We start from the raw sequence: 15,884 nt of genomic DNA, 5'->3' as shown, positions 1-15,884 counted from the left end.
TGCTTCTTTCTTAACTTGGTAAGACCATGTTCAGCCCAGACAGTCCGATCAGCGCATTCGTTTCCGTCTCGTCACATGTTGCGCCGTCGGTCGTCAAGACGACCGCTGGCGACTACCTGCTGATCTGGCATCTGGCTGGCTTGCCGTTCGTAGGGCGCGACGAGTTCGAGCTGGAGCAGCGGCACAACACGTTCAATCGCCTGTTGCAGACACTGCGCGCGCCGGACTTCGCCAATGTGGCGTTCTGGGTCCACGATGTGCGTCGTCGGCGCAAGATCGGCACTGGCGGACGTTTCAGGCAATCCTTCAACCAGACGTTATCCGACGAGTACTACGCTACATTGTCCTCGCAGAAGATCATGCAGAACGAGTTGTACTTCAGCATGATCTACCGGCCGGTGGTGACCGGGCGTCGCCTGGTCGAGAAGTCTGCCGACCCCGACAAGATCCGTGCCGAAGAAGAACAGGCCGTGGCCAAGGTCGTCGAATTGGCCACCAATGTGGAGGCGGTCCTCAAGGATTATTCGCCGTATCGCCTGGGCATGTACGAAGCCAAGAACGGCGTTGTGTTTTCCGAAACCCTGGAGTTTCTCGGCTACCTGCTCAACCGCATCGATGAACCTGTTCCGGTGCTGCAGGCGCCGGTACCCGCGTATCTGCCCGTCAGCAAGCACATGTTTGCCAACAAGACGGGCGATTTCGTCATCCGTACGCCGGACGGCATCAATCACTTCGGTGCGATCCTCAACGTCAAGGAGTATGCCGACGGGACCTATCCCGGCATTCTCAATGGCCTGAAGTATCTGGATTTCGAGTACGTCATCACCCACTCCTTCAGCCCGGTCGGTCGTCACGATGCGCTGAAGGTGCTGGAACGGACCAAGGGCATGATGATCTCGTCGGGCGACAAATCGTCGAGCCAGATCCGCGATCTGGACCTGGCGATGGATGACGTGGCCTCCGGCAACTTTGTGCTGGGCGAATACCACTTCACCCTGGCGGTGTATGCCGATAGCCAGGAGACGCTGGCCAGGCAGATCGCCACTACCCGTGCGGAACTGTCCAATGCTGGTTTCGTCTCGGCCAAGGAAGATCTGGCGATTGCCTCGTCGTTCTATGCACAGCTGCCGGGCAACTGGCGCTTCCGCACGCGCATCGCCAACCTCAGCTCGCTCAACTTCCTCGGGTTGTCGCCGCTGCATAATTTCGCCCAGGGCAAGCAGCACAACAATCCGTGGGGTGATTGCGTCACCACGCTGCAGACCACCAACGGCCAGCCGTACTACTTCAATTTCCACGCCACGCATCCGGCCGAGAATTCGCTGGGTGAGAAGGCGATCGGCAATACCATGGTGATCGGTAAGTCCGGTACGGGCAAGACGGCGCTGATCAACTTCCTGCTGAGCCAGGTGCAGAAGTTCGATCCGATCCCGACCATCTTCTTCTTCGACAAGGACCGCGGCGCGGAAATTTTCGTGCGCGCCTGCGGCGGCAATTATCTTGCGCTGGAAAACGGAGTGCCGACCGGCTTCAACCCGTTCCAGTGCGAGCGCAATGAAGCCAACACGCAGTTCCTGGCCGAATTGATCAAGGTGCTGGGCGGCAAGGCCGAGTACAGCGCGCGCGAGGAGGAAGACATCTACCGTGCGGTGGAGGGCATGCTGGACACGCCGATGCACCTGCGCAGCATGAGCAACTTCCGCAAGAGCCTGCCCAACATGGGCGACGACGGCCTGTACGCGCGCCTGCGCCGCTGGACGGCGGGTAATTCGCTGGGCTGGGTGTTCGACAACCCGGTCGACACCATCGACCTGACGCGCGCGTCGATCATCGGCTTCGACTACACGGATGTGATCGACAACGCCGAAGTGCGCGTGCCGGTGATCAACTACCTGCTGCACCGCCTGGAGGCCTTGATCGACGGCCGGCCGCTGATCTACGTGATGGACGAGTTCTGGAAGATCCTGGACGGCAAGGGCGGCTTGAAGGAATTCGCCAAGAACAAGCAGAAGACCATCCGTAAGCAGAACGGTCTGGGCATCTTCGCCACCCAGAGCCCGGAAGACGCGCTGGCCAGCGACATCGCTGCGGCCTTGATCGAACAGACCGCCACGATGGTGTTGCTGCCCAACCCCAATGCCAGCCGCGACGACTATATCGACGGGCTCAAGCTCACCGATGCCGAGTACCAGGTAGTGGTGTCGCTGGACGAGCGCTCACGCTGCTTCCTGGTCAAGCAGGGCCACGCCTCGGCAGTGTGTCAACTCAATCTGCGCGGCATGGACGATGCGTTGTCGGTGATTTCGTCTTCGACCGACAACATCGAGATCATGCACCAGATCCTGGCCGGCAAGGCCAGCAAGCTGGGCGTCACCGTCGACCAGCTGACGCCCGAACAGTGGTTGACCGATTTTTATGCCAACCGCAAGGGCTCGGGCAAGCGCAAATCGGTCAAGGACAAGGAGGTCGAAGATGCGTAGTCAATCCACTCATCCGCAATCGTTTCATCCCGCACCAACTTCATCTGTGTCACAGGAGGCAAAGAACACCATGACAACCACGTTCAGACATTTTTCCCGAGTCTTGATGGGACTGGTGCTGCTCAGCATGGCGGGAGCGGCCAGTGCGCAGTGGGAGGTGGTGGACAAGGATCTCAACGAGAAAGTCGAGCAGATCCGCAAGAACCAGACCATCAAGAATGGCGATGGCAAGGAATCCAGCGGCAAGGAAGTCGAGAAGCCCAAGGAAAAGATCGAGAAGATTCCCGATGACCAAGGTGTGGCAGCGTGTGCTGCTTCAACGAAGGGAACGCCTGTGTCCGATTCGCAGAAGGAATCATGCGAATTGATTCAACGCACGCTCAATTCGCAGTACAACTACATGGTCGCCATGTATGAGATCACCACCAAGCGTCTTGAACGTTTACGCACGATCGAGGACGAGCGCAAGAAGATCGGCGACCAGAAGATTGGCGAGTTGGAGAGCAATACCAACAAGCTGTTGGCGCTGAAGGCGATGATGGATATCGACCGCCAGCAGATGGAATCGGCAATGTTCGCTTACGACAAGCGCATTTCCTACCTGACGGGGCAGCAGACGGCAGCCGCCAAGGCGGCAATGGCCGGCAAGGAGCCGCCCAAGAGCAACCGTTGGAGTTGGGTGCCGGACTGGGTGCCGGACGATGTGTTGAGCCTGGGTAAGACGATTGTGGCAGGTGCAGTGATGAAGGGCGCGTTCGAGGCCATCAAGTCGGACAAGCCGGCCGGCATGGAAAGACTGGAGATTGACAAAGACTGATGGAGCTGGATGACCTGTTTAGGCAACATACTCAACCCCGGGGCAGCGACTGCCCCACGGCGCAGCCGTCCAGTGGATGTGGTGACATATGGATTTTTTGACGAACATCGCCAACTACGAATTTTTTCGTCTGATTAATGACTACCTGCGTGATGAGATTGCGATCTTTCAGTGGGAGTTGTTGCAGCGAACGACGGCCTGGGTGGGGATGGTGTCATTGACAGTGTTGACGCTGTGGATCTTCATCCAGGGCTATCGCATCGTGACCGGCCAGTCGCGCGAAGCGGCGATGGGCCTGGTGGTCACGGCGCTGCGTGCAGCGCTGATCATCGGGCTGGCGACCAGCATGGCCCAAGGCTCGCCGCGTTTGTATTGGACGCTGACCGATGGGATCAGCTCGGCGATCACCAAGACCGTCACAGGGGACTCGGATAGCCCCTACAAGGCGATCGACAAGAATCTGATGCTGATGCAGGTGGCGATGTCGGCGTTGGATCAGATCAAGACGGGCGGCGACGAAGAAAGCAAGGATGAAAAAGACAGGGCCCGTTGGTTCACCGGCATCGGCATGGCAGGGCCAGGTGTAGTCGCAGGCTCCATGCTGCTGCTGAACAAACTGGCGATGGCGCTGGTGGTGGGCTTTGGGCCACTGTTCATCCTGTGTCTGCTATTCCAAGCGACGAAGTCGTTGTTCAGCAAATGGCTGCTATACGGATTAGGCACCGTGTTTTCGCTGTCCGTTTTGACCTTCACGGTGGGTTTGGCGACCAAGGTGGTTGGCGCAGTGGGCGCTGCCTTCGTGGCGAAGTGGGCGATGAACGGCTTCACAGGCGAAGGCATCAGCAGCATGGCTTTGCAGCAGGGAGGATTGGGACTGGTGTTAACGACATTGATCATCACCGCACCACCCATGGCTGCCGCCTTCTTCCAGGGCACGCTGGGCCAGTTCACGGCGTACTCGGCGCTTGGGCAGCTGGATCGGGCAGGTCAGTCGCCGGGAGCTGGGCGGCCTTATGAACCTGGGGCGCCGGCTAGGGATGCTGGCCGCTCTGACACTCACGCAAGGGGAGGGACTGACAACATAGTTCGTTCGGATGTAGGGGGGCGCTCTGAGTCTTCCACGCCCCAAGAATCCGGAAACCGAGGTCTCGCGCAGCGATGATTGTGAACGCAAAGGAGTGAGCCTATGAAAGCGATCTATACAGTTTCTTTGTTTTTTTCACTAATGGCGGCGAGTCCCGCTTTCGCTCAAACGGCCTGCCCTGTTGGGGTCGCTCCTGGAAGTCCGCAGTGCGGGCCTGATTCCGGTACGTCTAGGGGAGATATGCCGATGCCTCCTCCTAGGCCGACAGGGGAATGGATTAAGACATGGGGGGCCATTGCTACGTCTCAATCGACAGGTGAAGCTGGAACGTCAATTGCTAAGCTCACTGAGGGCGATGCTAGAAAATCTGCCATAAATCAGTGTGCATTGGGCGGTGCATCTGACTGCAAAGTCCACTTGGTTTATAGGAATCAGTGTGCTGCGTTCGCAACCTCTCATTCTGATACTTATTTTCAAGCGGCCGAGAGTAAGGAGGTGGCGGTCCAGTTAGCAAAGAAGAACTGCGAAATGGGTGAAACCGGTTCTTGTAAGGTAATGTATTCAGATTGTACTGATCCCATTTTTAGAAGATATTGATTTAGTGTGGCACGTATGTTTTTTATAAATGGGATTTTTCATGTTGCCGAAGAATATATGGGTATTTTTTTTGGCTTTGGGGTTCTTGATGCTAGGCGCTTGCCGGCAAGACGCTGCTTCCGCGAAAAAGAATGAAGCCATCAAGGAAGAACGCAGAGATATGCGAAAAGACAGCTCTGAATCGTCGCCTCAGCCTAAAAATTCGGAAGGAGTGGCCCGAGTGACATCGCTTTATCAAGTCGTCTCTCTACTTGTTGTCAACGATGGCGCTTCTTGGTCGAGCTTCGACAGCACTCCAGGCGTGCAGTGGCGGGAGTCTTCTCCGCAGCCCAATCCTGACAGCAGTGATCCCGAAAACTCAAAGTCCCGTAGCGGAACACTTGTTCTCGATGGCTTTGGCATGGTTGACGTACCTGACGGGAATCAAGGGGCTGATGCGGGAGTGAAGAAGGTCAATGAAGGTGAGTCAGGCCTTACACTCACAGGGGATGCGCAGAATGTGCACTCGATTGCGGTAAAGAAGTTTTATGTCAGCTCCGAATATGCTGATGTAGTGAAACGTCAGCTCCCTGATACAGCCTCGGTACGTCTCTTTGCTGGAGACTGTGCTCAAGACATGGGGGATGGTCCCAACACTCAGACGAAGTTTTACGTGGTAGAGCTCGAGGGCCGTCATCTGTTCCTGGAGGCGTACGTTGACGACGGCGAGGGCTCACGTGGACCTGGCTACACAACTTTTCTTTTTACCAAGGCAAAGCCCGATAAGAGAATAAAAGAGTTGCAATGTAAGGTGTTCTAAATGCGCAACATCCGGCGCCACTAGAGGGTGGTGCTTTACCCAACCGTCATATCCAGAGGACATGCATCATGGCTGATAGACGAGAAAAAGCGGCGGCCACCGCTCAGGCTTATAGCCAAGGGAATATCGCAGGGCTGGACGACGCAGCGACGCGTCGATTGATTGCGTCAACTGTCATGACCGAGAGCAATGGCGGCGACCTCTCGATCACCAATAGACAGGGATACGTGGGTCGCTATCAAGCCGGAGCTGGTTGGCTCGCCGATGCAGGATATGTGGACAGTGCAAAGCTCAACGCCGCGATGCGGGACTCTGGTTACGATCCAGAGAAGGTGCGGGGTGCTGAATGGAAGTGGGCCACCAGTGGTGGAATGACGCGCTTTCTGGAAGACTCTTCAAACTGGAAAAATGGACTGAGTCTTGACAAATACAAAGCTTCTGCCGAGCTCCAGGATGGCGCGTTCAAGATAAATAGCGATAAGTCGTATCGCCAAGCTGTCCGTGAAGGAATATTGGAGAGTGATGACAGCCCAGCCAAAGTCGCCGGATTTCTGAAGGCTCGCCATATTTCCGGTTACGGTGGCGCCCGCGCTGCCATCAGTGGTGGACGCGAATTCAGCGACAGCAACGGCACCAGTAACTATGACTACATGCACGATATCACGCGTAATCGTGATGGTTTAGACCAATATATGCAGCCCGGCCGCGCCCATGGAACGCGTGCAGGTGGCATCACAGCTGATCACTCGGCTTCGATTCTCCGCGAGAAAGAAAGCGGTGAATCCGTGAAGCAGTTGCAAAGCCAACTGGCCCAGCTCGGCGCCGTCGGCCGCGATGGCAAGCCGCTGCAGGCCGATGGCGATTTCGGCGGCATTACCAAGTTTGCGGTGGAGCAATTCCAGCGCGCACATGGCCTGCAAGTCGATGGCGTGGTGGGGCAGCAAACGCAGGCGGCACTCGCGAAAGCATTGTCGCAGCAGGCGACCAAACATGCCGAGCAGAGCAATGCCCAGGGTGTTCCTTCACCTGCCACATCTGCTCCGTTGCTTTCCGATACTCGCCACCCCGACAATGGCATGTTCGTCGGTACGGTAGGCAAGCTGGAGGCCTTGGGCGAGCGCGGTGGATTTTCCAACCGCAAGGAGCTGGAGCAGGCGGCCGGGCAGATCGTGTTCGAGGCCAAGGTGAGTGGTCTGCAGCGTATCGACAATGTGGTACCGAACAAGAGCGGCGACGGCTTCTTCGCGGTACAGGGTGAGATGACCGACCCGGCGATGCAGCGTGTGTTCGTGGATCGTAATCAGGCGCAGAACCAGCCGTTGGAACACAGCAGCCGCCAAGCGGCCGAAGAAAGCCAGCGTCAAGTCCAACAAAATGCGCACCAGGCGCAGCAACACGCCGAGACGCGCAGCGGCCCCAGCCTGTAAAGGCAAATAACGTTCGATGGATGGCCCCGGCACTGACCGGGGCCATTTTTTTGCGTGCACGTGCGCCACAACCACAGCTGGCCAGGCAGATCGCCACCACCCGCGCGGAACTGTCCAACGCTGGTTTCGTCTCGGCCAAGGAAGACCTGGCGATTGCGTCGTCGTTCTATGCACAGCTGCCGGGCAACTGGCGCTTCCGCACGCGCATCGCCAACCTGAGCTCGCTCAACTTCCTCGGTTTGTCGCCGCTGCACAATTTCGCCCAGGGCAAGGGTAATCCCCCCGCCCATTAGCAGACGCCAGAAGTGGAATTTTCTCGTACCCTTTCCCGAGGAGGTTCCATGAAGAAGTCCCGCTTTACCGACAGCCAGATCATCGCCGTGNGAGTTGAACCTGCGGATCAAGCCGAAGAAGCGGCTGGTGCGTGAGCGGCCCGAGCCTCTGGCGGTGCCGGAGGCCATCAACCAGGTCTGGTCGATGGACTTCATGCACGACCAGTTGGCCGACGGCCGCAGCTTCCGGCTGTTCAATGTGCTCGACGACTTCAATCGCGAGGGGCTGGGGATCGAGGTGGATCTGTCGCTGCCGTCAGCCCGGGTGATCCGGTCGCTGGAGCAGATCATCGAGTGGCGCGGCAAGCCCGCTGTGATCCGCTGCGACAACGGCCCTGAATACATCAGTGGCGCGTTGCTGTCCTGGGCGCAGCGGCATGGCATCCGGGTCGAGCACATCCAGCCGGGCAAGCCACAGCAGAACGCCTACGTTGAACGCTACAACCGCACCATCCGCTACGCCTGGCTCGCCCGAACCCTGTTCGACACCATCGACCAAGTGCAGGACAAAGCCACCCGCTGGCTATGGACGTACAACCACGAGCGCCCGAATATGGCGCTCGGCGGCATCNAAAGCAATCGGCGGAATGACGCCGACGGCCTATGCCCAGCACCTGGCCAACAGCGATATCATCAACCCCGGACTCTAAACCCGACTGCTACTCAGGATGGGGGGACGTCGGCATCACACCAGCGATGAAGTTGGCGATGGCCGCTTAGCTCCACTTCTGGCGACCGCTAGAAGTGGGGGGATTACCGATGCACCTGCGCAGCATGAGCAACTTCCGCAAGAGCTTGCCCAATATGGGCGACGACGGCCTGTACGCGCGCCTGCGCCGCTGGACGGCGGGCAATTCGCTGGGCTGGGTGCGCATCGGATGCCATGTCATGGTGGATGACCAATGTCTGGCGAAGTCTCAGCAGTAGCGATGAATACGTATGCACGCGCGCGCCCAAGGCGCACTACGCCGCTAGGCTAACGCCCTTGGCTGGCAGCCGTGTTGGCCGCCCGCAGTTGGCCCTGGAGGGGGTGCATGTTGAAGACACCATGGTGGCGCGGGGCCGTCATCTATCAGATCTATCCGCGTAGTTTTCTGGATTCCAACGGCGATGGGGTGGGCGATCTGCCCGGCATCATCGCCAAGCTCGACTACATCGCCGGGTTGGGCGTGGATGCGATCTGGATCTCGCCGTTCTTCAAGTCGCCGATGGCCGATTTCGGCTACGACATCGCCGACTATCGGGCGGTGGATCCGCTGTTCGGCACGCTGGAGGATTTCGATCGCCTGCTCGACAAGGCGCATGCGCTCGGGCTGAAGGTGATGATCGACCAGGTGCTGAGCCACACCTCGATCGAACATGCGTGGTTCCAGGAAAGCCGGCAGGACAAGACCAACGCGAAGGCGGACTGGTACGTCTGGGCCGATCCGCGCGAGGACGGCACGCCGCCCAATAATTGGCTATCGCTCTTCGGCGGTGTGGCGTGGCAGTGGGAGCCGCGGCGCGAGCAGTACTACCTGCATAACTTTCTGGTGGATCAGCCGGATCTCAATTTCCACAACGCCGATGTGCAGCAGGCGACCCTGGACAATGTGCGGTTCTGGCTGGATCGCGGGGTGGATGGCTTCCGCCTGGATGCGATCAACTTCTGCTTCCACGATGCGCAGCTGCGCGACAACCCGGCCAAGCCGGCGGACAAGCGGGTGGGGCGTGGCTTCAGTGCGGACAATCCGTACGCTTACCAATACCACTACTTCAACAACACGCAGCCGGAGAATCTGCCGTTCCTGGAGCGCCTGGGCGCGTTGCTCGATCACTACCCGACTGCGGTGAGCCTGGGCGAGATTTCTTCGGAAGATTCGTTGGCGACCACGGCCGAGTACACCGCCAAGGGCCGTCTGCACATGGGCTACAGCTTCGAGCTGTTGGTGCAGGATTATAGCGCTGCCTATATCCGCGAGACGGTCAGCCGGCTCGAGGCGACCATGCTGGAAGGCTGGCCGTGCTGGGCGATTTCCAATCACGACGTGGTGCGTGCGGTGACGCGTTGGGGCGGCGAAGATGCGTCGCCCGCATTTGCGCCGATGGTGGTGGCGCTGCTGTGTTCGTTGCGTGGTTCGGTCTGCCTGTACCAAGGCGAGGAGCTTGGGCTGGGCGAGGCGGATGTAGCGTTCGAGGATCTGCAGGATCCATATGGCATCACGTTCTGGCCAACCTTCAAGGGGCGCGATGGGTGCCGCACGCCGATGCCGTGGACCGATGCGCCGTCGGCGGGTTTCACCAGTGGCAAGCCGTGGCTGCCGCTGGCCGAGCCGCATCGCCTGGTAGCGGTAAGTGTGCAGCAGGGCGATGCGCAGTCGGTGTTGAGCGCGGTGCGTGCGTTTCTTGCCTGGCGCAAGCGCATGCCGGCCCTGTGCGAAGGAACGATCACGTTCTACGACACCGCCGAGCCGGTGCTGATGTTCCGGCGTGAGCATGCAGGCCAGGTCATGCTGTTGGCCTTCAATTTGTCGTCCGACGTTGCCGAGCTTGCGCTGCCTGCAGATGTATGGGAACAGATCGATGTCCCGGGGGTGGCGCGGGGCGTGATCGAGGATGGACGCGTGAGCTTGCCTGGGCACGCGGTGGTATGCGCCACGAGCGAGGGCTGATAGCACCGTTTCGCAGGCGGGTATGCTGTGATCGAGTGAGACAGGTGAGGCATTCCATCGGGATGCCTCGCCTTTTTTGTATACGGTGTCAGCTACCAATCATCAGTGCTTGCGCCGGGCGCTGTGCCCGGCAAGCGACTCAAGATGCGTCATATGGGGGGTGCTGTTGCAGGAAACCGCACTGCATGTGCGCCGGGCCGATCAAGCTGAAGGAGCCACTGCCTGATGACGCTGAGTGTGATCGCGACATCGTCAGTCGACGCGCTGGCTGGCGTGTCATGGCGTCTGATGCGCATGGGAACGTCGAATTGTGTTTTCCTGAACCCCGCACCCTCACCCCAACCCTTCTCCCGGAGGGAGAGGGGCTATAGCGCCGTTGTTTGTTGCTGCAGCAGATCAGAACTTGTAGTTCGCGCCCAGCACGAAGGTGCGGCCCCATTCGATGTATTCGAGCGGGCGATCCTTGGACTCTGCATAGGTGCGATACGGCGAGTTGCTGAGGTTGCTGGCCTGCAGCAGCAGGGTCAGGCCGGACAGGCTGCTTCCTTCGCTGAAGTTGTAGCTGATCTGGGCGTCGGTGATGTTCTCGCCGACTACGTAGCGCAAGGTGCGGTTGCCGTTGAAGTTGCCGATCTCGCCGATGAAGTCCGAGCGGCGGCGTTGGCTCACGCGTGCCTCGAAGCCCTTGTGCTCGTAGTAGGCGGTGAGGTTGTAGACGCGTTCGGACAGGCCGGGCAGGCTGATTTCGCCATCGCCCACGCTGGAGGCGCTTTCCGGGTCGCGAATCTTGACGTCGCTGTCGTTGAAGGTGGCGCTGGCCTGGATGCCAAAGCCTTCCAACGGGGCGAACAGCAGGTCCAGCGGCAACGAGGCGGTGAGTTCGACGCCGCGCAGCGTGCCGCCCTTGCCGTTGAACGGTGCGCTGAAGGTGCCGGTGGTCAGGACCGGTGCGGAGCCCGGCGGCGGCACGTAGCCGGCGACCAGCGCCGAGAAATCGTAGTTGTCGCGGCTCTGGGTGTAGATATAGCTCTTGAGATCCTTGTAGAAGAACGCCGCCGCCACGTAGGCGCGGTCGGCGAAGTACTTCTCATAGGAGATGTCCAGGGCGTTGGCACGCCACGGGTCGAGCATGGGGTTGCCGCCACTGGCGCCGGGGCGGCCGGTGGAGGTGTCCACGCCGAACTCCAGCGAGGCGCGGAGCTGGTCCACGCGCGGGCGCGCCACCTGCTTGGCCATCGCAAACCGTAGCGTCTGCTCGTACGGGAACTGGAACGCCAAATTCAGGCTGGGCAGCCAGTCGCGATATTTCTTGCCATCGTCGATGGGACGCACTTCGCTGCCGGCCGGCTGCGAGGCATCCCAGTAATTGGCTTGCGAGGACTGGTCGGCACTCTGCAGTTGCACGCCAATGTTGCCGCGCACGCCCACTTCGCCCCATTCGGTATTGATATTGGCGCGCAGCCATGCGGTGGTGATCTTTTCTTCGACCGTCCAGGCCTTGGAGACCAGGAACGAGGCGTTGTCGCTGGGGTTGAACAGCATGTAGCGCGACACGGTGGCCGGCACATTCCAGGCAGGCAGGGAGCCGAGGCCGGCAAAGCCGAGATTGACCGGGGCGTATTGCAGGTCCGCCGCCACCGTGGCTTCGCCCTGTGCGCCCAGCGTGATGTTGCCTTCCGGCTGGGTCTTCTGCTTTTCGCGATTGGCGTAGTTGACGCCCACGTCCAGATCGGAAAACCAGCTCAGTGCTTCGGGCATGGGGAGGCTGGCCTGCAGGCGCGCGCCCTTCAGCACGTCTCCCACGCGCGGCACCTTGCCGTAGCCGGAGCCGTAGATGGTGTTGGTGAGGAACAGCTCGTCCGGATTGGAATAATTCATGCCCGGCGCAAGCTGCGAGAAGCCAGTGCCGACGACCGACACGCCCACCGTATCCAGCTGCGGCATGGGAGCGCGCTGGAGATTGTTCTCCAGGTTCAACTCGTCGCGGGTGGCCTTGGAGTAGTTCAGATCGGCGATGATCTTGACGGCGCCGGCCGAAATTTCGTTGTTCCAGCCGAAGGCGTCGATCTTGTCTTCGCGCTTGTTGTACATGCCGCGCACCAGCGGATAGACGCCACTGGCGGTGCCGCCGATGAAGCTGCCGTTGTCGTTGACCCGCACATCGGTGATGTTCAGGCCCGGCGTGTAGCCACCGTTGTAGTTGCTCAGGTTGAGCTCGAACTGGTTGGCGGTATCGATCTGCTCGGCTTCGGTGTGGAAGGCGTCGAGCGTGCTGGTCCAGGCGTTGGACGGGCGGTACTGCAGCGTGGCCATGACACCGTCGCGCTTCTGGTTGCCGGTGCGGCGCAAGGCCTTGATGCCATCGGAGAAATACACGCCGTCGGCAACGCCCGGGCGTTGGCGCTGTGCGTTGACCGTCTGCCAGGGTTCGTACAAGCCCACCTGGTTTTCCTGGATCGGCATGTCGGTATGCGCGTAGCCGATGGTCAGGCCGATGGTGCGGTCGGCGAACTGGTCGATGTAGCTGACGTTGAAGCGGTTGCCATAGGGGTCGACATTGGCCGCCTTGCCCAGCGAATTGCGCTGGTAGCGGCCGCCGATGGCAATCACGCGCTCGTTGTAGCTGAGCGGGCGTGCGGTCTGCATGTCCACCGTGCCCGACAGGCCCTGTCCGACCAGGCCGGCATCGGGCGTCTTGTAGACGGTGACGCCGCTGACCAGTTCGGACGGATATTGGTCGAATTCCACGCTGCGGTTGTCGCCGGTGCTGACCACTTCGCGGCCATTGAGCAGGGTGGTGGAGAAGTCTGGCGACAGGCCGCGCACGCTGATCACCTGCGCGCGGCCGGCCACGCGCTGCGCAGCCAAGCCGGGCAGGCGTGCCAGCGATTCGGCGATGCTCACGTCCGGCAGGCGGCCGATGTCTTCGGCGGAAATGGCTTCCACGATCGAGGTGGAATCACGCTTGACCGAAATGGCGCCTTCGATCGCGCGGCGCAGGCCGGTGACCTGGACCTTGTCCAGCTCGGTGACCTCGCCGGCGGCCGGCTCGGACGCGGCCTGTGCGGTGGTGGTGGTTTGCGCAGGCATTGCCGATTGCGCGGCTGCCAACGTCGGTGCCATGGCAACGGCCAGGGCGATACTCAGCGCGGAGCGCTTGTGCTTCAACATTTTCCCCTCCCAGGTACATGTTGTTCTTCGAATTTTGGTCCGGCGGATGCCTGGAGATGCTGCGTCGTGCGTCATGCAAGGCGTCGCGACTGCAACGTATGGTAGACATCGCGCCTGCGTGCAAACGGCCGCTGCATACGTATTCAACCGCCACGTTGGCGATGAAATCGATTCCATGCACGGCTTTCGGTCATGCCAAGTCGCCTGCTGCGGATTGCCGGGCGACCGGAATGCCGCCTCCGCAGCGGCACGGTGCCGCGACGGCATGCAATCGTTGGCGGTGGCCCTGCATGCGGGCCGTCGCAACGGTGTCGCTCAACGTGCGCCACCCATCGGCACGAAGCGGATCGCCTGCCCGCCGCCCGGTGCCAGCCGCAGCTCCAGGGTATCGCTGCTGCTGACCTGACGCTCTTCGCGCACGAAGGCGAACGGGTTGCTCACATAGTCGGCGCCATCGCCATCGCGATAGATCTGCGCGGTATAGCGCACGCCGGGCTCCAGGAAGCCCAGCGGCACCTGCAGCAGACGACCGTGTTCGTCGGTGATGCTGCCCAGGAACCACTCGCGGCTGTGCCGGTCCTTGCGCGCGATGGTGACGTAGTCACCCACCTCGCCATTCAACGCGCGGGTCTGGTCCCAGTCCACCGCCACGTCTTCGATGAAGCGGAACGCATCGCGGTGCTGCAAATAGTGCTCGGGCAGGTCGGCAGCCATCTGGATCGGGCTGTACAGCGTTACGTAGAGCGCGAGCTGGCGGGCGAGCGTGCTGGGAATCGCCTGGCCGTTGCGACCTTTCAGGCTCACGATGCCCGGCGTGTAATCCATCGGCCCGGCCAATAGTCGCGTAAACACCAGATTGACCTCATGCTCGGGCGGGTTGGGTGGCTGGCCCCAGGCGTTGTATTCCATGCCGCGCGCGCCTTCGCGCGAAATCCAGTTGGGATAGGTGCGGCGCAGGCCGGTGTCCTTGATCGGCTCATGTGCGTTGACTGCGATATGCCGCTCCGCTGCCTCGCGCACCACACGCAGGTGGTGGCGTGCCATCCATTGGCCGTCGTGCCACTCGCGCAGCGGCGCGCCGCCGCCCGGATTGCGTCGCTCCACCTGGCCGTCGTCGCAGACATAGCCGGTCTTGACCGAGTCCACGCCAAAACGTGCATAGAGGGCCATCGCTTCGGCGATCTGGTCTTCGTAATGGTCCACTGCGCACCCCGTCTCATGATGGCCGATCAGATGCACGCCCTTGCCGGCGGCGTACTTGCTCAATGCGGGCAGATCGAAATCCGGCGTAGGTTTGGTGAAGCCGAAGCTGCCGCCATTGCTGAACCATTCGCCGTCCCAGCCCGGATTCCAGCCTTCCACCAGCACGCCGCGAAAGCCGTGCGCAGCGGCAAAATCGATGTAGCGCCGGGTTGTGGCCGTGGTTGCCGCGTGCTTGGGGCCGGTGGCCCAGGTCTGCTGGTTGAGATGCATCGACCACCACACCCCGACATACTTGGACGGCTTGACCCAGTCCACATTGCCCAGCGCATTGGGCTCGTTGAGGTTGAGGATCAGGTTCGATTCCACCAGGCCGGTGGCCTGATCGGCAATCTGCAGCGTGCGCCACGGTGTATCGAAGGGCAGGGTGCGACGGACCTTCCAGCCTTCGGCCGCCGGCGACAATTGCGCGCGCAGGCGCTGGTCGTCGGTGCGGCGCAGCCACATGCCGGCATAATCCACCAGCGCCGCTTCGTGCAGCGCGATATGTAGCCCGCTGTCGGTACGTAGCGTGAGCGGCGTGTGCGCCAGGGCGAGTTGATTCAGTGGCGTGCGGTTGTAGAGATACTCGTAATGGATCGGCTCGCCCGCTGGAATCCACCATGCATCGGCGTGTGGGGCAATGGCAAATTCGGTGAGTTCGTCGTCGATGATCGCTTCGCGCAGGCCGGCTTGTTCGGGAAAGTGATAGCGCAGGCCCAGCCCGTCGTCGTAGACGCGGAAGACCACCTCGAAGCTGCGCTGCGCACCGTCACGCTCACCCAGGCGAACACGCAATTCGTTGTAGTGGTTGCGGACCAGGCGGGTCTCGCCCCACGGCTGCTCCCAGGTGTCGTCATGACTCTGGCGTGCCTGCGACAGCACCACCAGTCCGCGGTCCAGGCGCCCATCGCGCAGATTGAAACCCAGCCCTGAACGCTGCAGCACCGGCTGGCCCAGGCGTTGCACGCGGTAGTACGGCGTGCCGCCATCCAGCTCCAGGCTCACCTGCAGGATCTTGCCGGGCGAGGCGACTTCGATCGTGGTGACCTCGGCATGCAGCATGGGCGCCACGCTCGCGATGCAGGCGAGCAACAGCTGGCGCGCGATCCAGCGCGCGCCCAGCGTCGAGCGTGCTCGACATGAAGACAGCGGCATATCCCCTCCCAAGGGATGGTCTGATCAACGCAGCCGGAAAACGAAACACGCCACATCCGCCGCGCTGAGGGCGCTCAAACCCCCGGTTTTTTGCCGTTTTCGGCACGTTTTCGNTTGCTGTTGTACTCC

General features: G+C 60.8%; 10 protein-coding genes and 2 pseudogenes. 10 read left to right on the top strand and 2 right to left on the bottom strand.

What is annotated here, in order from left to right:
* Positions 1-26: 26 nt before the first annotated feature.
* The 10 genes and pseudogenes from XCSCFBP4642_RS0113810 to XCSCFBP4642_RS0113765 all read left to right on the top strand — a co-directional run bounded on the left by XCSCFBP4642_RS0113810 (position 27) and on the right by XCSCFBP4642_RS0113765 (position 10,187).
* The gene (locus XCSCFBP4642_RS0113810) at positions 27-2,480 is read left to right on the top strand and encodes a VirB4 family type IV secretion/conjugal transfer ATPase (protein WP_029220312.1); all 2,454 of its coding nucleotides are present in this window, start codon (positions 27-29) and stop codon (positions 2,478-2,480) included.
* Positions 2,473-3,297 (top strand): hypothetical protein, encoded by an 825-nt coding sequence (locus XCSCFBP4642_RS0113805; RefSeq protein ID WP_228325765.1) that lies wholly within the window; start codon positions 2,473-2,475, stop codon positions 3,295-3,297. Before XCSCFBP4642_RS0113810 ends, XCSCFBP4642_RS0113805 begins: the two co-directional genes overlap by 8 nt.
* Before the next feature lie 88 nt (positions 3,298-3,385).
* Positions 3,386-4,459: a TrbL/VirB6 family protein gene (locus XCSCFBP4642_RS0113800; protein ID WP_029220310.1), complete on the top strand. Its 1,074-nt coding sequence runs from the start codon at positions 3,386-3,388 to the stop codon at positions 4,457-4,459.
* 24 nt (positions 4,460-4,483) lie between these two features.
* Entirely contained in the window at positions 4,484-4,978 is a 495-nt protein-coding gene (locus XCSCFBP4642_RS27140) for a DUF4189 domain-containing protein (RefSeq protein ID WP_084624523.1), read from the top strand.
* Positions 4,979-5,018: 40 nt separating this feature from the next.
* Positions 5,019-5,777: a hypothetical protein gene (locus XCSCFBP4642_RS30065; RefSeq protein ID WP_228325764.1), complete on the top strand. Its 759-nt coding sequence runs from the start codon at positions 5,019-5,021 to the stop codon at positions 5,775-5,777.
* Between the two features lie 176 nt (positions 5,778-5,953).
* Positions 5,954-7,204 carry a peptidoglycan-binding domain-containing protein gene (locus XCSCFBP4642_RS30520; RefSeq protein ID WP_323134703.1) on the top strand — a complete coding sequence of 417 codons (1,251 nt, stop codon included), beginning with the start codon at positions 5,954-5,956 and terminating at the stop codon, positions 7,202-7,204.
* Between the two features lie 68 nt (positions 7,205-7,272).
* A pseudogene (locus XCSCFBP4642_RS0113780) lies at positions 7,273-7,476 on the top strand (VirB4 family type IV secretion/conjugal transfer ATPase); the annotation flags it as partial.
* 112 nt (positions 7,477-7,588) lie between these two features.
* Positions 7,589-8,107 (top strand): annotated as a pseudogene (locus tag XCSCFBP4642_RS24810) (IS3-like element ISXac2 family transposase); the annotation flags it as partial.
* A gap of 203 nt (positions 8,108-8,310) precedes the next feature.
* A complete protein-coding gene (locus tag XCSCFBP4642_RS29220) occupies positions 8,311-8,463 on the top strand; it encodes a hypothetical protein (protein WP_235048227.1) in 153 nt (50 codons plus the stop codon).
* A 107-nt stretch (positions 8,464-8,570) separates the two neighbouring features.
* Positions 8,571-10,187 carry an alpha-glucosidase gene (locus tag XCSCFBP4642_RS0113765; RefSeq protein WP_029220305.1) on the top strand — a complete coding sequence of 539 codons (1,617 nt, stop codon included), beginning with the start codon at positions 8,571-8,573 and terminating at the stop codon, positions 10,185-10,187.
* Positions 10,188-10,583: 396 nt separating this feature from the next.
* Here XCSCFBP4642_RS0113765 and XCSCFBP4642_RS0113760 read toward each other — a convergent pair whose 3' ends face one another.
* Positions 10,584-13,358 (bottom strand): TonB-dependent receptor, encoded by a 2,775-nt coding sequence (locus XCSCFBP4642_RS0113760; RefSeq protein ID WP_029220304.1) that lies wholly within the window; start codon positions 13,356-13,358, stop codon positions 10,584-10,586.
* Between the two features lie 315 nt (positions 13,359-13,673).
* Positions 13,674-15,755 carry a glycoside hydrolase family 97 protein gene (locus XCSCFBP4642_RS0113755; RefSeq protein ID WP_029220303.1) on the bottom strand — a complete coding sequence of 694 codons (2,082 nt, stop codon included), beginning with the start codon at positions 15,753-15,755 and terminating at the stop codon, positions 13,674-13,676.
* Between the last annotated feature and the right edge of the window lie 129 nt (positions 15,756-15,884).

Source organism: Xanthomonas cassavae CFBP 4642 (assembly GCF_000454545.1).
Lineage (GTDB): Bacteria > Pseudomonadota > Gammaproteobacteria > Xanthomonadales > Xanthomonadaceae > Xanthomonas > Xanthomonas cassavae.
This window is presented reverse-complemented; position numbering and strand designations above follow the sequence as displayed.